This is a genomic window from Pseudomonas sp. SJZ077, from assembly GCF_007993905.1.
Lineage (GTDB): Bacteria > Pseudomonadota > Gammaproteobacteria > Pseudomonadales > Pseudomonadaceae > Aquipseudomonas > Aquipseudomonas mandelii.
In genome coordinates this window covers 16,099-32,837 of the sequence record NZ_VIUJ01000010.1, presented here as the reverse complement: position 1 = coordinate 32,837, position 16,739 = coordinate 16,099, and the positions used below count along the sequence as shown (strand labels likewise).

The 16,739-nt window shown below is 61.3% G+C and carries 18 protein-coding genes; 6 read left to right on the top strand and 12 right to left on the bottom strand.

Annotation, left to right across the window (positions count from 1 at the left end):
* Positions 1-138: 138 nt before the first annotated feature.
* On the top strand, positions 139-951 hold the full coding sequence (locus FBY01_RS16335) for an alpha/beta fold hydrolase (protein WP_145308602.1): 813 nt from the start codon (positions 139-141) through the stop codon (positions 949-951).
* Between the two features lie 116 nt (positions 952-1,067).
* On the opposite strand, the gene dsbG is transcribed toward FBY01_RS16335, so the two are convergent.
* The 4 genes from dsbG to FBY01_RS16315 all read right to left on the bottom strand — a co-directional run bounded on the left by dsbG (position 1,068) and on the right by FBY01_RS16315 (position 5,197).
* Positions 1,068-1,838 (bottom strand): thiol:disulfide interchange protein DsbG, encoded by a 771-nt coding sequence (dsbG, locus tag FBY01_RS16330; RefSeq protein ID WP_145308600.1) that lies wholly within the window; start codon positions 1,836-1,838, stop codon positions 1,068-1,070.
* Entirely contained in the window at positions 1,814-2,680 is an 867-nt protein-coding gene (locus tag FBY01_RS16325) for a TlpA disulfide reductase family protein (protein ID WP_010461196.1), read from the bottom strand. The genes dsbG and FBY01_RS16325 overlap by 25 nt, the downstream gene beginning before the upstream one ends.
* Positions 2,680-4,416 carry a protein-disulfide reductase DsbD gene (dsbD, locus tag FBY01_RS16320; protein ID WP_077747888.1) on the bottom strand — a complete coding sequence of 579 codons (1,737 nt, stop codon included), beginning with the start codon at positions 4,414-4,416 and terminating at the stop codon, positions 2,680-2,682. Before dsbD ends, FBY01_RS16325 begins: the two co-directional genes overlap by 1 nt.
* A gap of 82 nt (positions 4,417-4,498) precedes the next feature.
* Complete coding sequence (locus FBY01_RS16315; protein ID WP_145308598.1) at positions 4,499-5,197, bottom strand: hypothetical protein; 699 nt, start codon at positions 5,195-5,197, stop codon at positions 4,499-4,501.
* A 291-nt stretch (positions 5,198-5,488) separates the two neighbouring features.
* On the opposite strand from FBY01_RS16315, the gene FBY01_RS16310 reads away from it, so the two are divergent.
* The 5 genes from FBY01_RS16310 (at position 5,489) to FBY01_RS16290 (ending at position 9,997) form a co-directional block, all read left to right on the top strand.
* Positions 5,489-6,172 carry a response regulator gene (locus FBY01_RS16310; protein WP_145308596.1) on the top strand — a complete coding sequence of 228 codons (684 nt, stop codon included), beginning with the start codon at positions 5,489-5,491 and terminating at the stop codon, positions 6,170-6,172.
* On the top strand, positions 6,169-7,494 hold the full coding sequence (locus FBY01_RS16305) for an ATP-binding protein (RefSeq protein ID WP_102594882.1): 1,326 nt from the start codon (positions 6,169-6,171) through the stop codon (positions 7,492-7,494). Before FBY01_RS16310 ends, FBY01_RS16305 begins: the two co-directional genes overlap by 4 nt.
* A gap of 218 nt (positions 7,495-7,712) precedes the next feature.
* Complete coding sequence (locus tag FBY01_RS16300; protein ID WP_010461187.1) at positions 7,713-8,198, top strand: GNAT family N-acetyltransferase; 486 nt, start codon at positions 7,713-7,715, stop codon at positions 8,196-8,198.
* A 77-nt stretch (positions 8,199-8,275) separates the two neighbouring features.
* Positions 8,276-9,688 carry an aspartate aminotransferase family protein gene (locus FBY01_RS16295; RefSeq protein ID WP_010461185.1) on the top strand — a complete coding sequence of 471 codons (1,413 nt, stop codon included), beginning with the start codon at positions 8,276-8,278 and terminating at the stop codon, positions 9,686-9,688.
* Positions 9,689-9,769: 81 nt separating this feature from the next.
* Positions 9,770-9,997, top strand: coding sequence for an MbtH family protein (locus FBY01_RS16290; RefSeq protein ID WP_010461182.1), 228 nt, complete (start codon positions 9,770-9,772; stop codon positions 9,995-9,997).
* Between the two features lie 187 nt (positions 9,998-10,184).
* Here the strand turns inward: FBY01_RS16290 and FBY01_RS16285 are convergent, their stop codons facing one another.
* The 8 genes from FBY01_RS16285 to FBY01_RS16250 are packed head-to-tail and all read right to left on the bottom strand — an operon-like array spanning position 10,185 to position 16,421.
* Positions 10,185-11,084, bottom strand: coding sequence for a metal ABC transporter solute-binding protein, Zn/Mn family (locus FBY01_RS16285; protein WP_145308594.1), 900 nt, complete (start codon positions 11,082-11,084; stop codon positions 10,185-10,187).
* Positions 11,085-11,984 (bottom strand): metal ABC transporter permease, encoded by a 900-nt coding sequence (locus FBY01_RS16280; protein ID WP_010461179.1) that lies wholly within the window; start codon positions 11,982-11,984, stop codon positions 11,085-11,087.
* Complete coding sequence (locus FBY01_RS16275; RefSeq protein ID WP_145308593.1) at positions 11,984-12,841, bottom strand: metal ABC transporter ATP-binding protein; 858 nt, start codon at positions 12,839-12,841, stop codon at positions 11,984-11,986. Before FBY01_RS16275 ends, FBY01_RS16280 begins: the two co-directional genes overlap by 1 nt.
* A complete protein-coding gene (locus FBY01_RS16270) occupies positions 12,838-13,764 on the bottom strand; it encodes a metal ABC transporter substrate-binding protein (protein ID WP_145308591.1) in 927 nt (308 codons plus the stop codon). Before FBY01_RS16270 ends, FBY01_RS16275 begins: the two co-directional genes overlap by 4 nt.
* A 35-nt stretch (positions 13,765-13,799) precedes the next feature.
* Entirely contained in the window at positions 13,800-14,372 is a 573-nt protein-coding gene (locus FBY01_RS16265; RefSeq protein ID WP_102594886.1) for a DUF6162 family protein, read from the bottom strand.
* The gene (locus FBY01_RS16260; RefSeq protein WP_010461170.1) at positions 14,369-14,692 is read right to left on the bottom strand and encodes a hypothetical protein; all 324 of its coding nucleotides are present in this window, start codon (positions 14,690-14,692) and stop codon (positions 14,369-14,371) included. The genes FBY01_RS16265 and FBY01_RS16260 overlap by 4 nt, the downstream gene beginning before the upstream one ends.
* The gene (locus FBY01_RS16255) at positions 14,689-15,231 is read right to left on the bottom strand and encodes a hypothetical protein (RefSeq protein WP_010461169.1); all 543 of its coding nucleotides are present in this window, start codon (positions 15,229-15,231) and stop codon (positions 14,689-14,691) included. The genes FBY01_RS16260 and FBY01_RS16255 overlap by 4 nt, the downstream gene beginning before the upstream one ends.
* Complete coding sequence (locus tag FBY01_RS16250; protein WP_145308588.1) at positions 15,228-16,421, bottom strand: PepSY domain-containing protein; 1,194 nt, start codon at positions 16,419-16,421, stop codon at positions 15,228-15,230. Before FBY01_RS16250 ends, FBY01_RS16255 begins: the two co-directional genes overlap by 4 nt.
* Positions 16,422-16,739 lie beyond the last annotated feature (318 nt).

The following is a 16,739-nucleotide window of genomic DNA, read 5'->3' as shown; positions in this document are numbered from 1 at the left end:
ACACCAGACCTGTGGGAGCGAGCCTGCTCGCGATGGCGTCATTGAATTTGCGCGAATTTGCGCGTTGACTGCCGCTTCGGACCGGCTCAGGCTGCCTCTGCTTTTTTTGTTGAATTCCCTTCAAAAAGGAGACAGTTAATGCCCTTTGTAACGATTGACGGACAGCCCCTTCACTACATCGATCAAGGCATCGGCCCGGCCGTATTGCTGGCCGGCAGCTACCTGTGGGACCAAGCCATGTGGGCACCGCAGATTGCTGCGTTGTCGCAACACTATCGGGTCATTGCCCTGGACCTGTGGGGCCACGGTGAATCCGGGCCACTTCCCGAAGGCACGAAGTCGCTGGATGACATCGCCCGCCAGGCCTTGGCGCTGCTCGATCATCTGGACGTTGATCGTGTCACGCTGGTCGGTCTGTCGGTCGGTGGCATGTGGGGCGTGCGACTGGCGCTGTCAGCGCCACAGCGGATCAATGGCCTGGTGCTGATGGACACTTACGTCGGCGTCGAGCCGGAACCGACTCGCCAATACTATTTCTCGCTGTTCAAACAGATCGAAGACACCGGCGTGATCGCGCCGCAGTTGCTCGACATCGTGGTGCCGATTTTCTTCCGTCCGGGCATCGATCCACAGTCGGCCCTGTATCAGGATTTTCGCGCGAAACTGGCGGCGTTGCCGTCCGAACGTCTGCGTGAAAGCATTGTGCCGATGGGGCGGATTACGTTTGGGCGAGATGATCTGTTGCCGCGTCTGGGCGAGCTGAACCCTGCCACCACGCTGGTGATGTGTGGCGATCAGGACAAGCCGCGGCCGCCGTCGGAAACGAAGGAAATGGCCGGGTTGATTGGCTGCCCGTATGTGCTGGTGCCGGAGGCGGGGCATATCTCCAATCTGGAGAATCCGCCGTTTGTGACGGAGGTGTTGTTGAAGTTTCTGGCTGAGAGAAATTAGTCGGTCTTGCTGGCCCCATCGCGAGCAGGCTCGCCCCCACAGGGGGAATGCATTCAAATGTGGGAGCGAGCCTGCTCGCGATGGGGCCGGTGTGGTCACCAAGTCTCTGCAGCAAACTACTTGGGCCCGAGAATCTTCACCAACTTGTCCGGCGAAGGCGCGCCTTGCTGCTGTTGCAGCTCGCCCTTGTCGTCCATGTAGAAAATCGCCGGGGTGGCCTGCAGTTCCAGGTCTTCCATCAACTGCATGTTCGCCGCCAATTTCGCCTGAATCGCCGGCGGCACGTCCTTCAGGGCTTTCAGCGAACTGCCCTTGCCGGATTTTTCGTGATCTTCCAGCGCCTTGCTCGGGTCCTTGGCGGCCAGCAGCGCGGCGGATTTGCCCGGGCTGTCTTCGCGAATGATCCCGACCATGATGTGCCGCAGCTGCACTTTGCCGGCCTTGACCCACGGCCGAGCCTGTTCCCAGAACATGTTGCAGTAGGGGCAGTTCGGGTCGCTGAACAAGTACACGATGCGTGGCGCATCTTTTTTGCCGTCGGCGATCCAGTTGCTGGCTTCCATCTTGGCCCAGACTTCCTTGGACATCGGCGCGTAGACCAGTTTCTGCAACGGTGCACTGCTCAGGTCGTTGCCCTCGGCGTCGTACAGATTGCCCAGCAGTACATGCTTGCCGTCCGGGGTCAGGTACAGCGCGATACCGCGGTTCTGGTACTGGGCGGCGTAACCGCGCAGCCCGTCGGGTGCGTCGAACTGACCGACGATTTTCGCGCCCTTGGCTTCGATCTTCTTGATCGCTTCAGGCAATTCTTCGGCGGCCTGCACCGACGGCAGGTGCAGCAGCGCTGCGCCCAGAGTCAGCGTCAGCAGGTGGCGGAGGCGGGGCATGGCAGTTTCCTTGAAGAGGTGGCCGGTACGGCAGGAGAAGGGGTGTCGAAGTTTTCCAGGGCGCGGGCCAGGCTGGCATCCGAGAGTTCACCCAAATGGCTGCCCAGCAATCGACCGTCGGGGCTATAGAACAGCGTAGTCGGCAATGCCATGGAACCCACGGCCTGACCCAGTCGACCGCTGCCGTCGAACAGCACGTTGGTCAGGCTCAGGCCTTGGGTTTCGAGGAAGGTGCTGACGCTTTGCATGCTTTCGGCCTGATTGACGAACAGGAAGGTCAGGTCCGGGCGCTGTTGCTGGGCGTTTTCCAGCACCGGCATTTCCCGGCGGCACGGCGGGCACCAGGTGGCCCAGAGATTGATGACCAGCGGTCCACCCTTGTAGTCCGCCAGTTGCACGGTTTCGCCGGCGGCGTTGCGCAGGGCGATTTCCGGCAGGCGCGTGCCTTGTTCGTAAATACTCAGAGAAAAAGTCGCCAGCAGCCAGAATGCCAACCCGCTGGCTACGCCAAACCCCAGCGGGCGGCGCAGACCCGGTCGGCGCCAACCGCGATACAGCGCGGTGAGCAGCAGCACAATCACCCCGGGCCAGGCGAGGAAACCGCCATCGCGCAGGTCGATGATCTGCCACGGATCGTTGCGATAGTGGGCCCAGTAGACGCCGACGAACCCGACCCGCGCCGCCAGCATGCCCAGCAAAAAAAGGCTGAACAGCGCCGACTCGGGGTTCTCTCCACCGCGCTTGGCCACCCGCCAGCCGACAAACGTCGCCAGCGCCAGGGCACTGATCAGCAGCAGATGGTTAAGCGCGATGGCAAAAGTGCCGAGGGTAAAGGTCAGCATTAACGGGCGTCTCGGGTGGTGGTCCAGCGTTGCAGGAAGGTGTCGGCATCGACCTCGCCGGTGATGCGCTGACTGCGGCGCTCCTGGCCGTCTGCGCCGATCCACAGAAAACTCGGTGGCCCCGGCACTTTATAACGGCCGAGCAGTTCGCGGCTGTCGGCATTGTCGGCGGTGACGTCCAGCCGTAGCAAGCGCACATCGCTCAGCGCTGCCATCACATGGGCTTTGCCGAAGACCTGTTTTTCCATGACCTTGCACGACACACACCAGTCGGCGTAGTAGTCCAGCAGCACCCATTGGCCCTGGGCCTGGGCGGCGTCCAGTTCCTGTTGCAGCGCTTGCGGATTGTTGATCGTGGTGAAGGCCTCATGGCCGGTCGGGCGAGCGGCATTGCCGGAAGAGGCGGAAGCGCTGTAGACCTGCAACGGTTTGAGCAAGTCATCACTGCCCCCGGCGGCCCCGATCATCAGCAGACCGCCCCACATCCCGAGCAACAGCGCACTGGCGCCGAACAGATGGGCGACGCGGCCAAAACCTTCCGACTGTTTCCAGGCGCTATAGGCGGCAATCAGCAGCAAGGCGCCACACAAACCGATCCACAGCGATTGATCCAGCACCGGGCGCAGCATCAGCAGGGCGGTGGCGAGGAACAGGAAACCGAACACGCCTTTGAGCAGGTTCATCCAGGCGCCGGGTTTGGGCAGGAAGCGATTGCCCACGGTCACCAGCAACAACAGCGGCACACCGATGCCGATGCCCATTGCGAACAGAATCAGCCCGCCATGCAGCGCATTACCGCTTTGTGCGATGTAGAGCAGGGCGCCGGCCAACGGCGCGGTCATGCACGGGCCGACCAGCAGCCCCGACAAGGCCCCGAGCACACCGGCACCGATCAGACTGCCGCCACGCTGATTGCGCGACACATTTTCCAGCCGATCACGCACCGCCACCGGCAGTTGCAGCTCGAAGAAACCGAACATCGGCAACGCCAGCAGGACAAATATCGCCGCGAAGCTGCCCAGCAGCCAGGGGTTCTGCAACAGCGCCTGAAGGTTCGCACCAAGCAGCGCGGCCAGCACACCCATCGCCGCATACACCAGCGCCATGCTCACCACGTAGCTGGTCGCCAGGGCGAAACCGCGTTTGGGCGTGGCGCCGCTGCCGACGATCAAGCCGGCCAGTATCGGCAGCATCGGCAACGAGCAAGGAGTGAAGGCCAGCAGCAGGCCCAGACCGAAGAACACCAGCAAGCTCCAGCCCAGCGCCCGTTGTTGCAGGCCGCTGGCCAGGGCCTGATCCGGTGCTTCGTTGGTTGCGCCCGCAACGTTGCCACCCAGGTCCACGACCTGGGTTTGCGGCGGATAGCACAATCCGGCATCGGCACACCCCTGGAAGCCCACCTTGATCTGACCGGTGGCGCCCGCCGGAATCTTCAGCTCCAGGCCTTGGCGATACACCGGTTGTTCGCCGAAGAATTCATCATTGTGCGCTTCGCCTTCGGGTAACGGCGGCTGTTGCTCCGAGGGCAGCCCCTCGAATTTCAGGCGTTTCTGGTAAAGGTAATAGCCGTCGGTAATTTGCCAAAAGAGCTGTGTTTCACCCGATTCAAGGCGCTCGGAAGTAAAGACAAAGGCCTTTTCCACCGGTAAAAATTCAGGTTTGGTATCGAACGGATTGGTCCCTGCCTGGGCCACACCCGAGATCAAGAGAACAAAAAGAAGAAACAGTCGACGCATGGGTAAGCCTTATCCCTGTGCAAGTGAGGTGCACAATGGGAGGCGGCGATTAACCGATGATTAACCGCGAGTCGACGGATTCTCAGTCTCGTAGCAATCCGGGCCAATTCACCTCATTCACCGGGTGCGGGCCAGAATGTATACGATTCATTTGCAGGTTGTAGATGATGTATTCGTTGCCAGTCAGGAAGATGTAGAAATAATTGTCGTCACTATTACTGTCTTTTTGCACGCCGGTAATAATTCGGTCGAGGTAGGGGGACAGTCCGCTCCAGACGGTCGGGGAGATGGAGGGTTGATTGTAATAGTTGCTTTTGTAGTTGAATTGGAAGTGCTTTCCGTCGCTCATGATGAACTTAAATATGTGGCCCGTTTCGTTTAGAGTCCACCACGTGACTGCGATGATACGATCGAAATAAGGAAGAATGGGAGCCCATCCAGTATTTTCCACAGGCTTTATATAACTGACTCTATCGGTGTCTTGATTATACTTGCAGACAGTCGGTGTAGTGCCTTCGTAAAAAAACAACCATGTTGCGTCAGAGTCATAACCTTCAGATTCATTGATCAGATCAGTGGTGGTTAAGCCAAAGCGTAGGTTTTTGGCATGGGAGTGGAAGTCATTCCAGTTGCCGTATGAAATATCGCTCGGGTATCCCTTTGGAACTTGCCTGTCGCCAAGGCTGTATCGAGAGTATTTATTGATGTCTTTGAAGAAGAAATGAATTCCATCTTTGCCAGAGCGCCAGTCGACGGTGACAAAGTTTTTCAAGATTGGCATGTTGTTGTTCCTTTCAATGGTTAAACGTTTGTTGGTTGTTCAAGAGCAGGTTTGTGGTCGGGTTGTCATGTTTTGGTGTTGTGAATTAGTTGCGGGCTGAGCTTATCGCTTTACGAAAATCAATAAGAGTTTTTTTTTGAGGTTGTTTGTGTCGCTTTGCAACTAAGGTGAATGAATAAGTTTGATTTGGTTGGGTGACAGAAAGCCGGGCTATTCGTCATCCCTCGCAATTGACATAATTGCGCCTTAATCCACATCTGCTTGACTCGCGTTTTTACTCATGGAGCGCCCATGCACGTACTGGTTTGTGAAGATGATGAGCTGATCGCCAGCGGCATTGTCGCCGGCCTCACCGCACAAGGCCTGACGGTGGAGCACGTCGCCACGGCATCGGCTGCCCGGGCGATGCTCAAGGTGGCTCAGTTCGACGTCATGGTGCTCGACCTTGGTCTTCCCGATGAGGACGGCCTGAAGTTGTTGCAGCAGTTGCGCCACAGTGGCCTGGAGATTCCGGTGCTGATCCTGACGGCGCGGGATTCGGTCACCGACCGCGTCGACGGTTTGCAGGCCGGCGCCGACGATTACCTGCTCAAACCGTTCGACCTGCGTGAACTCGCCGCCCGTCTGCACACCTTGTTGCGACGCGTGGCGGGGCGCAGCGTCAACCTGATCGAACACGGCCGTCTGACCTACGACCCGAGCAGCCGGGAAACCATGCTCGGCGGCCAGTCCGTCGACCTTTCGCGGCGTGAACAGTCGCTGTTGCAAGCCTTGCTGCATAACCGTGGCCGAGTGCTGTCCACCGAACAATTGAAGGACAGCGTCTACGGTTTCAATGACGAACTGGAAAGCAACGCCCTCAACGTGCATATCCATCACCTGCGGCGCAAACTCGGCAATGGCATTGTCGAGACCGTGCGCGGCCTGGGTTATCGCCTGGGGCCCGCCGATGGTGGAGAGGAAATGAAAAAGTGATGAGCCTGCGTTTGCGTCTAAGCCTGACACTCGGCGCCGCTTTTGCGCTGATCTGGGCCCTGGCGGCGGCCTGGATGCTCAGCGACCTGCGCAACCAAATGATGTTTTCCCTCGACCAGCGGCTGGTGGCATCGGCGCGCATGGTCGCCGGCCTGATGGAACAATTGCCCGCGTTGCCGAGCAAGGGCGAGGGCACCCATTTCAGCGCGGAACAACTGAATATTCCGGGTGGCATGGCCTGCCAGGTCAGCTCGTTGCGCGGCGAAATCCTCGCCCGCAGTCACACCGATCCGCAACAAACCCTGGAAGCCGAGAAAATGGGCTTCCACGATCAGATGATCGACGGCGCGCCGTGGCGCAGCTTCACCCTGGCTCGCGGTGATCTGCGCATTACCACGGCGGATCGGCAGATCGAGCGTGAGGCGCTGAACATGTCGATCCTGCTGGCCGCTTCGGTGCCGGTGGGCGTCGCGTTGCTTGGCTGCCTGTGCCTGTTGTGGCTGGGGATTGGCCAGGGGCTGGCGCCGCTCAACCGGATGCGCGATGCCTTGATGCGCCGCAGCGCCGATTCGCTCGAACCCTTACAGATCCAGCCGCTGCCCAGCGAGCTTCAACCGTTGCTGGACACCCAGAATCAGCTGTTCCAGCGCATCGGCAAGACCATCGAGCGCGAACGCCGCCTGACCGGCGACGCGGCCCACGAATTACGCAGCCCCCTGACCGCAATCAAAACCCACCTGCAAGTGGCACGCATGACTGAGGGCGCGGCCCGGGATCAGTCCCTGGCACGGGCAGAAGAGGGCGCCGACCGCATGCACCGCACGCTGGAGCAATTGCTGCTGCTGGCGCGGGTCGAGGGCAGTCTGTCGTTCGACGACGGGGTGCAATGCAGCGCCGAACAGGTGGCGAAACTGGCGATTCAGGATGCGGCCAGCGGTGATCGTCGGCGGATCAAGCTGCACATGCCAGCGAAGTTCTCCGATGCCCCGGTGCAGATGCCCGCGGTGCTGTCGATCGCCGCATTGCGCAACTTGCTGGACAACGCCCTGCGCCATACCCCGGGCGACGGATCGGTGGAACTGAGCCTGGAAACCACTGGCAGTCGCGCACGCTTTCTGGTCCGCGACCACGGCCCGGGCATTGCCGACGACGACCTGCAACACCTGACCCAACGTTTCTGGCGCAACGGCCAGAGCACCGGCTGCGGATTGGGCCTGGCGATTGTCCAGGCGATTGTTCAGCGGTGCGGTTGCACCCTGCATTTCGACAGCCGGCCGGATGGGTTGCGGGTTGAATTGACCATGCCGCTACAACCCCTCTAACCAACACCGCAACTTCTCCTGTGGGCGTGAGCCTGCTCGCGATGAGGCCATAACATCCAACATCCATGTTGACTGTTACACCGCCATCGCGAGCAGGCTCACTCCCACAAGGGAGGCTGTGTTGCACATCAAATGTAACTTCTCTCCATTAGTCAGCGACTCGCCACAGCGCTATCGTCCCCGGCAGCTTTTTCTCAATGGATTGAGGTAACAGCGCCATGGATGCATCGATTCACATCTGCAAGGCAACCCCCGCCGACGCCGGCATCATCAGTCGGATCGTCGAGCGCTCCATTCGTGTCGGCTGCGCGCTCGACCATCGCAACGACCCGAGAACCGTCGCCACCTGGACCCACAACAAAACCATCGAGCACGTGCAACCGTGGCTGACCGACCAACGGTTGTACCTGAACATCGCCCTGTTGCAGGACAAGCCGGTCGGCGTCGCCATGGCGGCGATCAGTGGCAAGGTCGCGTTCTGCTATGTGCAGCCGGAATGGTTTCGTCGCGGTGCCGGAGAGGCGCTGGTTCACGACCTCGAAGGCTGGTTGATCAATCAGGGACTGGGCCAGGCTCGCCTCAACAGCACCCGCACCAGCGAGGCTTTTTATCGCCATTTGGGGTACCGGCCCTGCGCTGAAATCTTCATCGTGGCCGGGCTCCATGCCATTCCCATGCATAAGGCACTGACACCGCCTTCATAGAAAGCTGATCGAGGGTCTAAATCCTCGGCGCCCTGATGCGTTTCCAGAACAGGAAAACCTTATTGAGGGGTCGAGAGATGTCAGTCGCTACCAGCCTTATGGAAGATCAGTCGGCCCGGATCGCTCCGGCGCCGGTCGAGACGCTGTATCAGTTCAACGAATCGCCGTTGCTGGCCCGTCAAAACCAGCAGGAATCGAATGCCCGCAGTTACCCGCGACGCATTCCCCTGGCGCTCAAGCGCGCCAAGGGCATTTATGTCGAAGACGTCGAAGGCCGCCGTTTCATCGACTGCCTGGCGGGTGCCGGGACATTGGCCCTGGGGCATAACCATGCGGTGGTGATCGAAGCGATCCAGCAAGTGCTGAGCGATGAGTTGCCGCTGCACACCCTCGACCTGACCACGCCGGTCAAGGATCAATTCGTCCAGGACCTGTTCGGTTTGCTGCCGGCGGCGTTGGCTGCTGAAGCCAAGATCCAGTTCTGCGGCCCCACCGGCACCGACGCGGTGGAAGCCGCCCTGAAACTGGTGCGCACCGCCACCGGACGCAGCACCGTGTTGTCGTTCCAGGGCGGTTATCACGGCATGAGCCAGGGCGCGCTGAGCCTGATGGGCAGCCTGGGGCCGAAAAAGCCGCTGGGCGCCTTGCTCAGCAACGGCGTGCAGTTCATGCCGTATCCCTACGACTACCGCTGCCCGTTCGGCCTCGGCGGTGCGCAAGGGGTGAAGGTCAACCTGAGCTACCTGGAAAACCTGCTCAATGATCCAGAGGCCGGCGTGCAATTGCCGGCGGCGGTGATCGTCGAAGCGGTGCAGGGCGAGGGCGGGGTGATCCCGGCCGATCTCGATTGGCTGCGCGGCCTGCGGCGCATCACCGAACAGGCCGGCGTGGCGCTGATCGTCGATGAAATCCAGAGCGGTTTCGCTCGCACCGGCAAGATGTTCGCCTTCGAGCACGCGGGGATCATTCCGGACGTGGTGGTCATGTCCAAAGCCATCGGCGGCAGTCTGCCGCTCGCCGTCGTGGTTTACCGCGACTGGCTCGACACCTGGCTGCCGGGCGCTCATGCCGGGACTTTCCGCGGTAATCAGATGGCCATGGCGGCGGGTTCTGCGGTGATGCGTTACCTGACCGAACACAAGGTCTGCGAGCACGCTGCCGCCATGGGCGAGCGCCTGAGCGAGCACCTGCGCATTCTGCAGCGGGACTTCCCGCAATTGGGCGACATTCGCGGGCGCGGCTTGATGCTCGGCGTCGAGCTGGTCGATCCGACGGGTGCGCCCGATGCATTGGGGCATCCGCCGATCTTCGGTCGCCTGGCGCCGCTGGTGCAGCGTGAATGCCTCAAGCGCGGGCTGATTCTTGAGCTGGGTGGGCGTCACGGCGGCGTGGTGCGTTTCCTGCCGCCGCTGGTGATTACCTCCGCGGAAATCGATCGGGTGGCCGAGATTTTCGGCCGGGCCATGGCCGCAGCCACCGCCAGCCTCTAAATTTTTTGCGCCGCGCAACGTTCCTTCTACATACCGGCTGCGCACGCCGCGCAGCCCACCCTACAGCGATGGAGACACAGCATGACGTCAGTATTCGACCGCGAGGACATCCTCTTTCAGGTCGTGGTCAACCACGAAGAGCAATACTCGATCTGGCCCGACTACAAAGCGGTGCCTGCCGGCTGGCGCACCGTGGGCAAGAGCGGCCTGAAAAAGGAATGCCTGGCCTACATCGAAGAAACCTGGACCGACATGCGTCCGTTGAGCTTGCGTCAGAAGATGGACGAGCAGGCGGCAGTGGCTAACTAAGGCACGACGCAAAAGGAAGCCCGCTGGACTGGTGACAGTCAGCGGGCTTTTTCTTGTCTGGAATGTGTCTCGCCTGTCAGGCTGCCTTCGCGAGCAGGCTCGCTCATACATTGGATCTATGGCGCGACACAAATCCCCTGTGGGCGCGAGCCTGCTCGCGATGAACGATAACGCGGACTCACTGACGTTAAACCCCGCTCAACCCCTTGATCACCCGATCCACATTCCCTTCCAGCTCAGCCACCGGATCCGCCGAGTCGACACTCAACACCACCAGCCGACTGCCTGCCTCTGCGATCACCGCTTTCACCGCATCAGACGGCTGGCGATGATGCAACACCACCGCCACATCATTGTCCTTCAGCGTCGCGCCCAATTGCTTGAGTGCTTCAGGTGTCCACTCGGCGTCCGGCCGTGCATCGAGGCCGATCAGCTCCAGGTTCAACCCGCCGATCAAGTAGCCGAAGTGATCGCTCAGGCTCATTACAGTGAGGTTATCGGCACTGGCCAATCGCGCTTCGCTGTCCGCGCTGAGCTTGAGCAAGCGCTGTTTCAGTGCCGCCAGGTTAGCCTCGATCGCAGGCTTGGCCTCGGGCGCCAGGCGCACCAGGTCCGCCGCCATCACATCCGCCATCCGCCCCATGTTGTTGCTGGAAAGCCACGGCTGGCTGTTCAAGCCGTCGACCTTATTGCCCGGCTGCACGGCGATGCCGGGCAGGGCGCCGTCCACCGGGCGGGCGGCGTCGACTTCAACGATACGAATGTTGCTGCGCCGGGCATTCGGGTACAGCGGATCGTCTGCCCACAGTGAGCGCAGACCGATCACCGCATCGGCGTCGGTCGCCAGTTTGGCCAGCGCCGGAGCGCCACGACCGGTGAAGTACGCGGTCTGACGGCTGCCCGGCAGGTTCGCCGGCGCAGCACGCTCAAGGTTGACGTCGGTGCCCTTGAGCAAGACTTCACCCAGCCCGTAAGTGATCGGCAAGGAGGCCAGCACGCGCAGGGGTTTTGTGTCCGCTGCAAAGGGGGTAGTGACCAGCCCGCACAGGGCGACGGCCAGGGTCAGTTGACGCAGAGAAAAAGACATTTATCCGATATTCCCTTTCAGGCTTGGGACAACGCCACGGGCGATGGCGGCGAGGGCGAAGGCGATACCGGCGACCAGAATGATCGCGGCACCGGACGGAATGGGCAGGTCGAAGACGATCGGCGCGAGGATCCCGCACAGCGTGCTGACTGTGGCGATCAGCACCGAGCACCAGAAGAAACCCTTCAGTGACTGGCTGAGCAAGCGTGCCGCTGCGGCGGGAATCACCAGCAGCGCACCGACCAGAATCGCGCCGATGACTTTCACTGCGGCCACGGTGATCAGGGTCACCAGAATCACAAACAGATAATCCAGGGTCTTCACCGCCACACCACGGACCGCCGCCAGCTGCGGGTTGAAACTGGCCAGCATGATGCGGTTGTACAGCGGCAAGGCCAGCGCCATGACCAGCGAACCGACGATGGCCAGCACCAGCAGATCGTTACCGTTGACCGTCAGCACCGAACCGAACAGCACATTTTCGAGGATGTGCACGTTGATCTTGCCCGCCAGGATCAGCAGCAGGCTCGCGCCCAGGGCCAACGACACCGAGAGGAACACACCGATCAACGTATCCGGCGCCAGCCCGGTGCGGTTGCGCAGGTAGTTGAGCAGGATGCCGAACAGCAGGCAGTAACCGAACAGGCTGCCGTAAGGCCCGGTGTAAGGTTCGCCGAGCAGGATGCCGACGGCCACGCCGGTCAATGCCGCGTGACCCACCGCTTCGGAGAAAAACGCGAAGCGCTTGACCACCACCAGCGTGCCCAGGCCGCCCAGCACCGGGCCGATCAGCAAACCGGCGAGCAGGGCGTTGACCACAAAACCATAGGCCAGCGCTTCAGGCAGATAACCCGAAGACGCCCAACCCTGCACCATCAAGCGAAAGGCTTCATAACTCATCAGGCAGCGCTCCGTGGATGGGTCGAGAACAGGGTCAGCAGGCGTTCCGGGGTCAGCGCCTGTTTCGGCGTGGCATCGAACAGCACCCGGCGATTGAGTCCGGTCACCCGGTCGGCCAGACGCCCGACGGCTTCCAGATCATGCTCGATCCATAACACGGTGATGCCGCTCTGGCGCCAGTCGCCGAGCAATCGCTCGAACACCTGGATACCGGCCTCATCGAGGGCCGACATCGGCTCGTCAAGCACCAGCAACTGCGGCGCCGGGATCAACCCTTGAGCGAGCAACACGCGCTGACGCTCCCCACCGGACAACGCGCCCATGCGCCGCTTGCGCTTGTCCTGCAGGCCGACCCGTTCCAGCGCTTCACCAATCGCGGCTGCGTAATGCTTGCTCAAACCGAGGAACGCCGGACGCCGCTGACACATCGCGGCCATGAAATCGTCGACGGTCATGGGCAGGCCGCGGTCGAATTCCAGCGCCTGAGGCACATAACCGATGGTCCCCGGTGTGCCCGGCCATTGCAGGCTCAAGCGACCTTGATGTGGCATCTGTCCGAGCAGGGTCTTGATCAGCGAGCTCTTGCCGCCACCGTTCGGGCCGACCAGCGCATGCACGCTGCCGGGCTGGACCTGGAAGGTCACGTTGTCGAGGATCGTCGTGCGCCCCAGCGTCAAACTGACCTGCGCAAAATCCAGCGTCGGCCCCGAAACCTGTGGGAGTGACGGCGCGACGATTCGACCTGCTCGCGATTGTGGTGGGTCATTTAGTGATGATGTCGAATGACTGGACACCTTCGCGGGCGTGGTCGCTCCCGCACCCACAGGCGACTCGCTGATGGTTTCTTTCGCCGTCATTTCCCCGACTCCTGAATCGCCCGAACCACGGTGTCGAGGTTGCCGGTCATTTCCTTTTCGTACTTGTCGGCGGTGTATTCGCCATAGGAAATGTGCGACAGCGGGTACAGCTTCACCCCGGACTCACGCTGGATGGTGTCGACGTAGCTGGACGGGAAATCCATCTCGGAGAAGATCACCTTCACGTCCAGTTCCCGCAGTTGATCGATGGTCTTTTTCAGCTGGCTTGGGCTCGGCTCGATGCCGTGGGCCGGCTCGACCACGGCGGTCACTTCGAGGCCGAATTCGCGCAGCAGGTAGTCATAAGCCGCGTGCACCGTGGCCACTCGCAGTTCGGCGTTTGGTGCCTGGGTCAGTTTCGCCAGGGCGTCGGCGCGCATTTGCCGCAGGCGCTTGCCGTAGGCGCGGGCGTTCTGGGTGTAGGTCTTGGCATTGGCCGGGTCGAGCTTGCCCAGTTCCCGGGCAATGTTGTTGACCTGGGCAATGGAGGCGCTGATCGACAGGAAGGTGTGCGGGTTCACCACCTTGCCGGCCCCGCGTGCGGCGGTGCCGGTGGCCGCCAGCAGCGGCACGTTTTCGTTGGCTTCGATCACCGGGACGTTCGGCGTTTCGCTGGCGGCGATCATGCGGTCGGCGAAGTCGTCATGACCGACGCCATTGAGTACGACCACATCGAGCCCGCTGATGCGCTTGATGTCTTCGGCGCGGGGCTCATAGGCGTGCGGGTTGAAACCGGCCGGAATCAGCGGCACCACTTCGGCCTTGTCACCGACGATGTTGGCCACGTAGCTGTAATAAGGGTGCAGGGTAATGCCGATGCGCAGGCGCTTGGCATCCTCGGCGCTGGCCAGTGGCGTCAGCAATATGGCAAGCAGGCCGACCAGCAGCGGGCGCAGGAATGAGCGTTGAGATGAAATAGGCATGGGAAAGCGGTCTTCTCTCGGGTGAAGGCGAGGGTTCAGTGCCGGTGCTGGCGGGTCACGCCGGCATCGAATTGCGCGACGATCTGCTGCCAGCCGGCGCTTTCGAGCGCGGCGTCAGTGAGATCGGTCGGGGCCGCGAGGGCTTTGTCGCGATTGAGCCAGACGTCAGGGGCATCGTCGTCAGCAGTCAGGCGCATCAGAAACGAACCGGCCACGGCGGGCGTCTGGCTTTGACCGAAATAGGCCTTGGCGTCGAGCAGCTGCCAGGCATGGCCGCCACGGCTGACGGAACTGGCGTCCTGGGCAAATGGTGCAAAGCCTTCATCGGCAAGCGTTGCGGGCGTCGGCAGCGCTTGCTGTTCCTGACGCAGCAGATGAATCTCGTCCAGCGTCACCCGCAGGTCGGCATAGATGCCTTGCTCGGATGCGCTCAGATCGCGACGGGCATCCAGCTGATGGCTGCCTACGCTGCTGACTTCCTGAGGCTCATGGCGCCAGGCGACCACCGAACCGGCTACCGCCAGGATCATCAGGCACAACAGCAACACATACAGGGTTTCATGGCCGGCACCGGCCGGGCGGACGACGTGCGTAGTAGGCGTACTCATGGGGCTTCGATGTCCGCTTGGTCGATCTCGACGACGTGGCCGGGGCCTGCGTCGAACAGCACGTAGAATTCGGCACCGGGCTTCTTGAAAGTGAGGGTCGAATCGGCACCGAGCTTGCCCGGTACCAGGATGGTTTCGTCGTAGCCGATCACATCCAGCGTCACCCCCGGTGCGCCGCTGCCGTCGGAGAAACCGCCCGTGCATTTGATTTGTTCGGCGTCGATGGCTTTGCATTCGCACATCGGGTTGTGGGCCAGGGCGCTGGCGCTGAACCCGGCGCATAGCACCAGTAAAACCGCGTTTAGAGAACGTAGCATCATGGTTTGCCTCCTTGTTTGTTCAGCCACGCGAGGGTGGCGGGGGATGCCTGGCTCAGGGGGATCGACGCTTGATGCATCGCGCCGTCCCAGCCTTCCATGGTGATCCACAGTTCGGCGTCGGCTTTGGTCTTTTCGGGGATCGGCAGCATCGCGCCCATGCGGTACGGCGTGCCGAAGAAAATCACCCCGGCGGCGCGCAGGCTGCGGGGTTTGCCGATGCGCAGATACGTCGCCTTGACCTGGTCGCGGCAGCTGTCGCACAGCGCCGCGTTGAAGCTCTTCATGTGGCCGGCCGGGCCATCGAGGGTCGGGGCTTCGTTGCGCAACTCGGCGAGGCGCAGGCTCCAGGGCCCGACCTGCACTTCACCGATTTCCCGCTCACCCAGGCCGGTGTCGCCGCGAAACAGCGCCGCGTCGGCAAAGTATTTGGGCATGAACCCCAGCGGCACCAGCAGCAGCAGAACGTTGATGTGGAAGCGCCATTTGTGCCAGAAGCGGCTCAGTTTCGAGGCTGGTTTTTCAGCGGTGAACAGGCTCATTGGCTGACCTCCGTGGTTTCGCGGCGATCGACAGCGGCGGTGCGAGGACGTTTGTCTTTGCGCTTGAGGGCATTGGCTGTGGCCAGGGCGGTGCGCTTGGTCCAGATCAGCAGGCCGCTAAGGACCATCATGCTCAGGATCAAACCGAAGAAGAACCAGATCAGCTTGATCCAGAGGCCGCCGAAATCACCGGTGTGCAGCGGCCGCATGGACTCGGTCACCAGCTCCAGGCCGGATCGGTCGGACAGCAGGCGGGTGGCGGCGATATCGCCGGTGTACGGGTTGATCTCGGCAGTCTGGAACATCAACGGATACCAACTGCGACCGCCCACCGTGAGGTAGCTATAGGCGTTGGCGGGCAGGCTGACGAAGCTGTCTTCCAGACCCAGGATGCGTTCCTTGGCCTGGGCAATCGCGGCTTCCAGGCTGATCATCGGCGCTGGCGAGCCATCGGTGCTCACCGGCACGCTCTCACGTGGAACCACCAAGGCTACCGGCGCGGTGGAGATCGACACCTGGTTATCGAACATGAACGCTTGGATGAGGAACCAGGTGCTGGTGATGGAAATCACCGCGATGAACCAGATCGACCAGATGCCGCTCAGGCGGTGAAAGTCGCCCCAGAAAATCCGCGCGCCATGACGGATGCGTAACGTCGGTCTAAAGAAACCTTTCCAGAAGCGCTTGTAGACCACCAGCCCGGTCACCAATGACGCCAGCAAAGGCAAGCTCAGGAACGACACCAGGTACCAGCCCCAGCTGTAACCGTTGGTGAACGGCACCAGCCACCAGCCATGCAATGCACGGGTGAAGGCCTGGAAATTGAATGGCGGGGCGGCGCCCTGAATCACGCCGCTGTACGGGTTGACGTAAACCTTCACCGAGCGCCCGTCGGGGTAGCTGACATCGACATCGAGCGCGAAGTGCGACTCGTCGGGCCGGCTGATGGCCTCGACCAGGGTGTTCGGTTCTGCCTTCTTGATGGCGGCGACGATCTGGTCATAACTGAGCAGCGGTGCGTCGTCGGTGGGTTGGCTGGCGCGCATCTGCGGGTTGGCCAGCCAGACAATTTCCTGACTGACCACCGCCAGTGTGCCGGTGACACAGACGATCAGTACGAAAAACCAGATCGGCAGGGCCAGCCAGCTATGGACCAGAAACCAGAGTTTGGAGCGGGATTTCTTCGACATGATTAAAGGTCTTGTATCGATGGGAAGGCCTCTGCTGCGGGCTTCCCAGCGATGAGGTCCATGAAAAGTCGTCCGTGGCTTTTGCCTACGCGGACTGACTGCATCTATATAGGACGGATGAGGAACGGAAATCCCGAACGACAATGTGAAAGAAAATGTTTCGCGTTCCGGTCGGCGCGCAGACAACCCCTGTAGGAGCGAGCCTGCTCGCGATAGCGATCGTTCAGCCCGCTTCAACGTAACTGGCACACCGCTATCGCGAGCAGGCTCACTCCTACAGGGGGGGAAACGATCCAACACGAACCATGGTTCACGGGA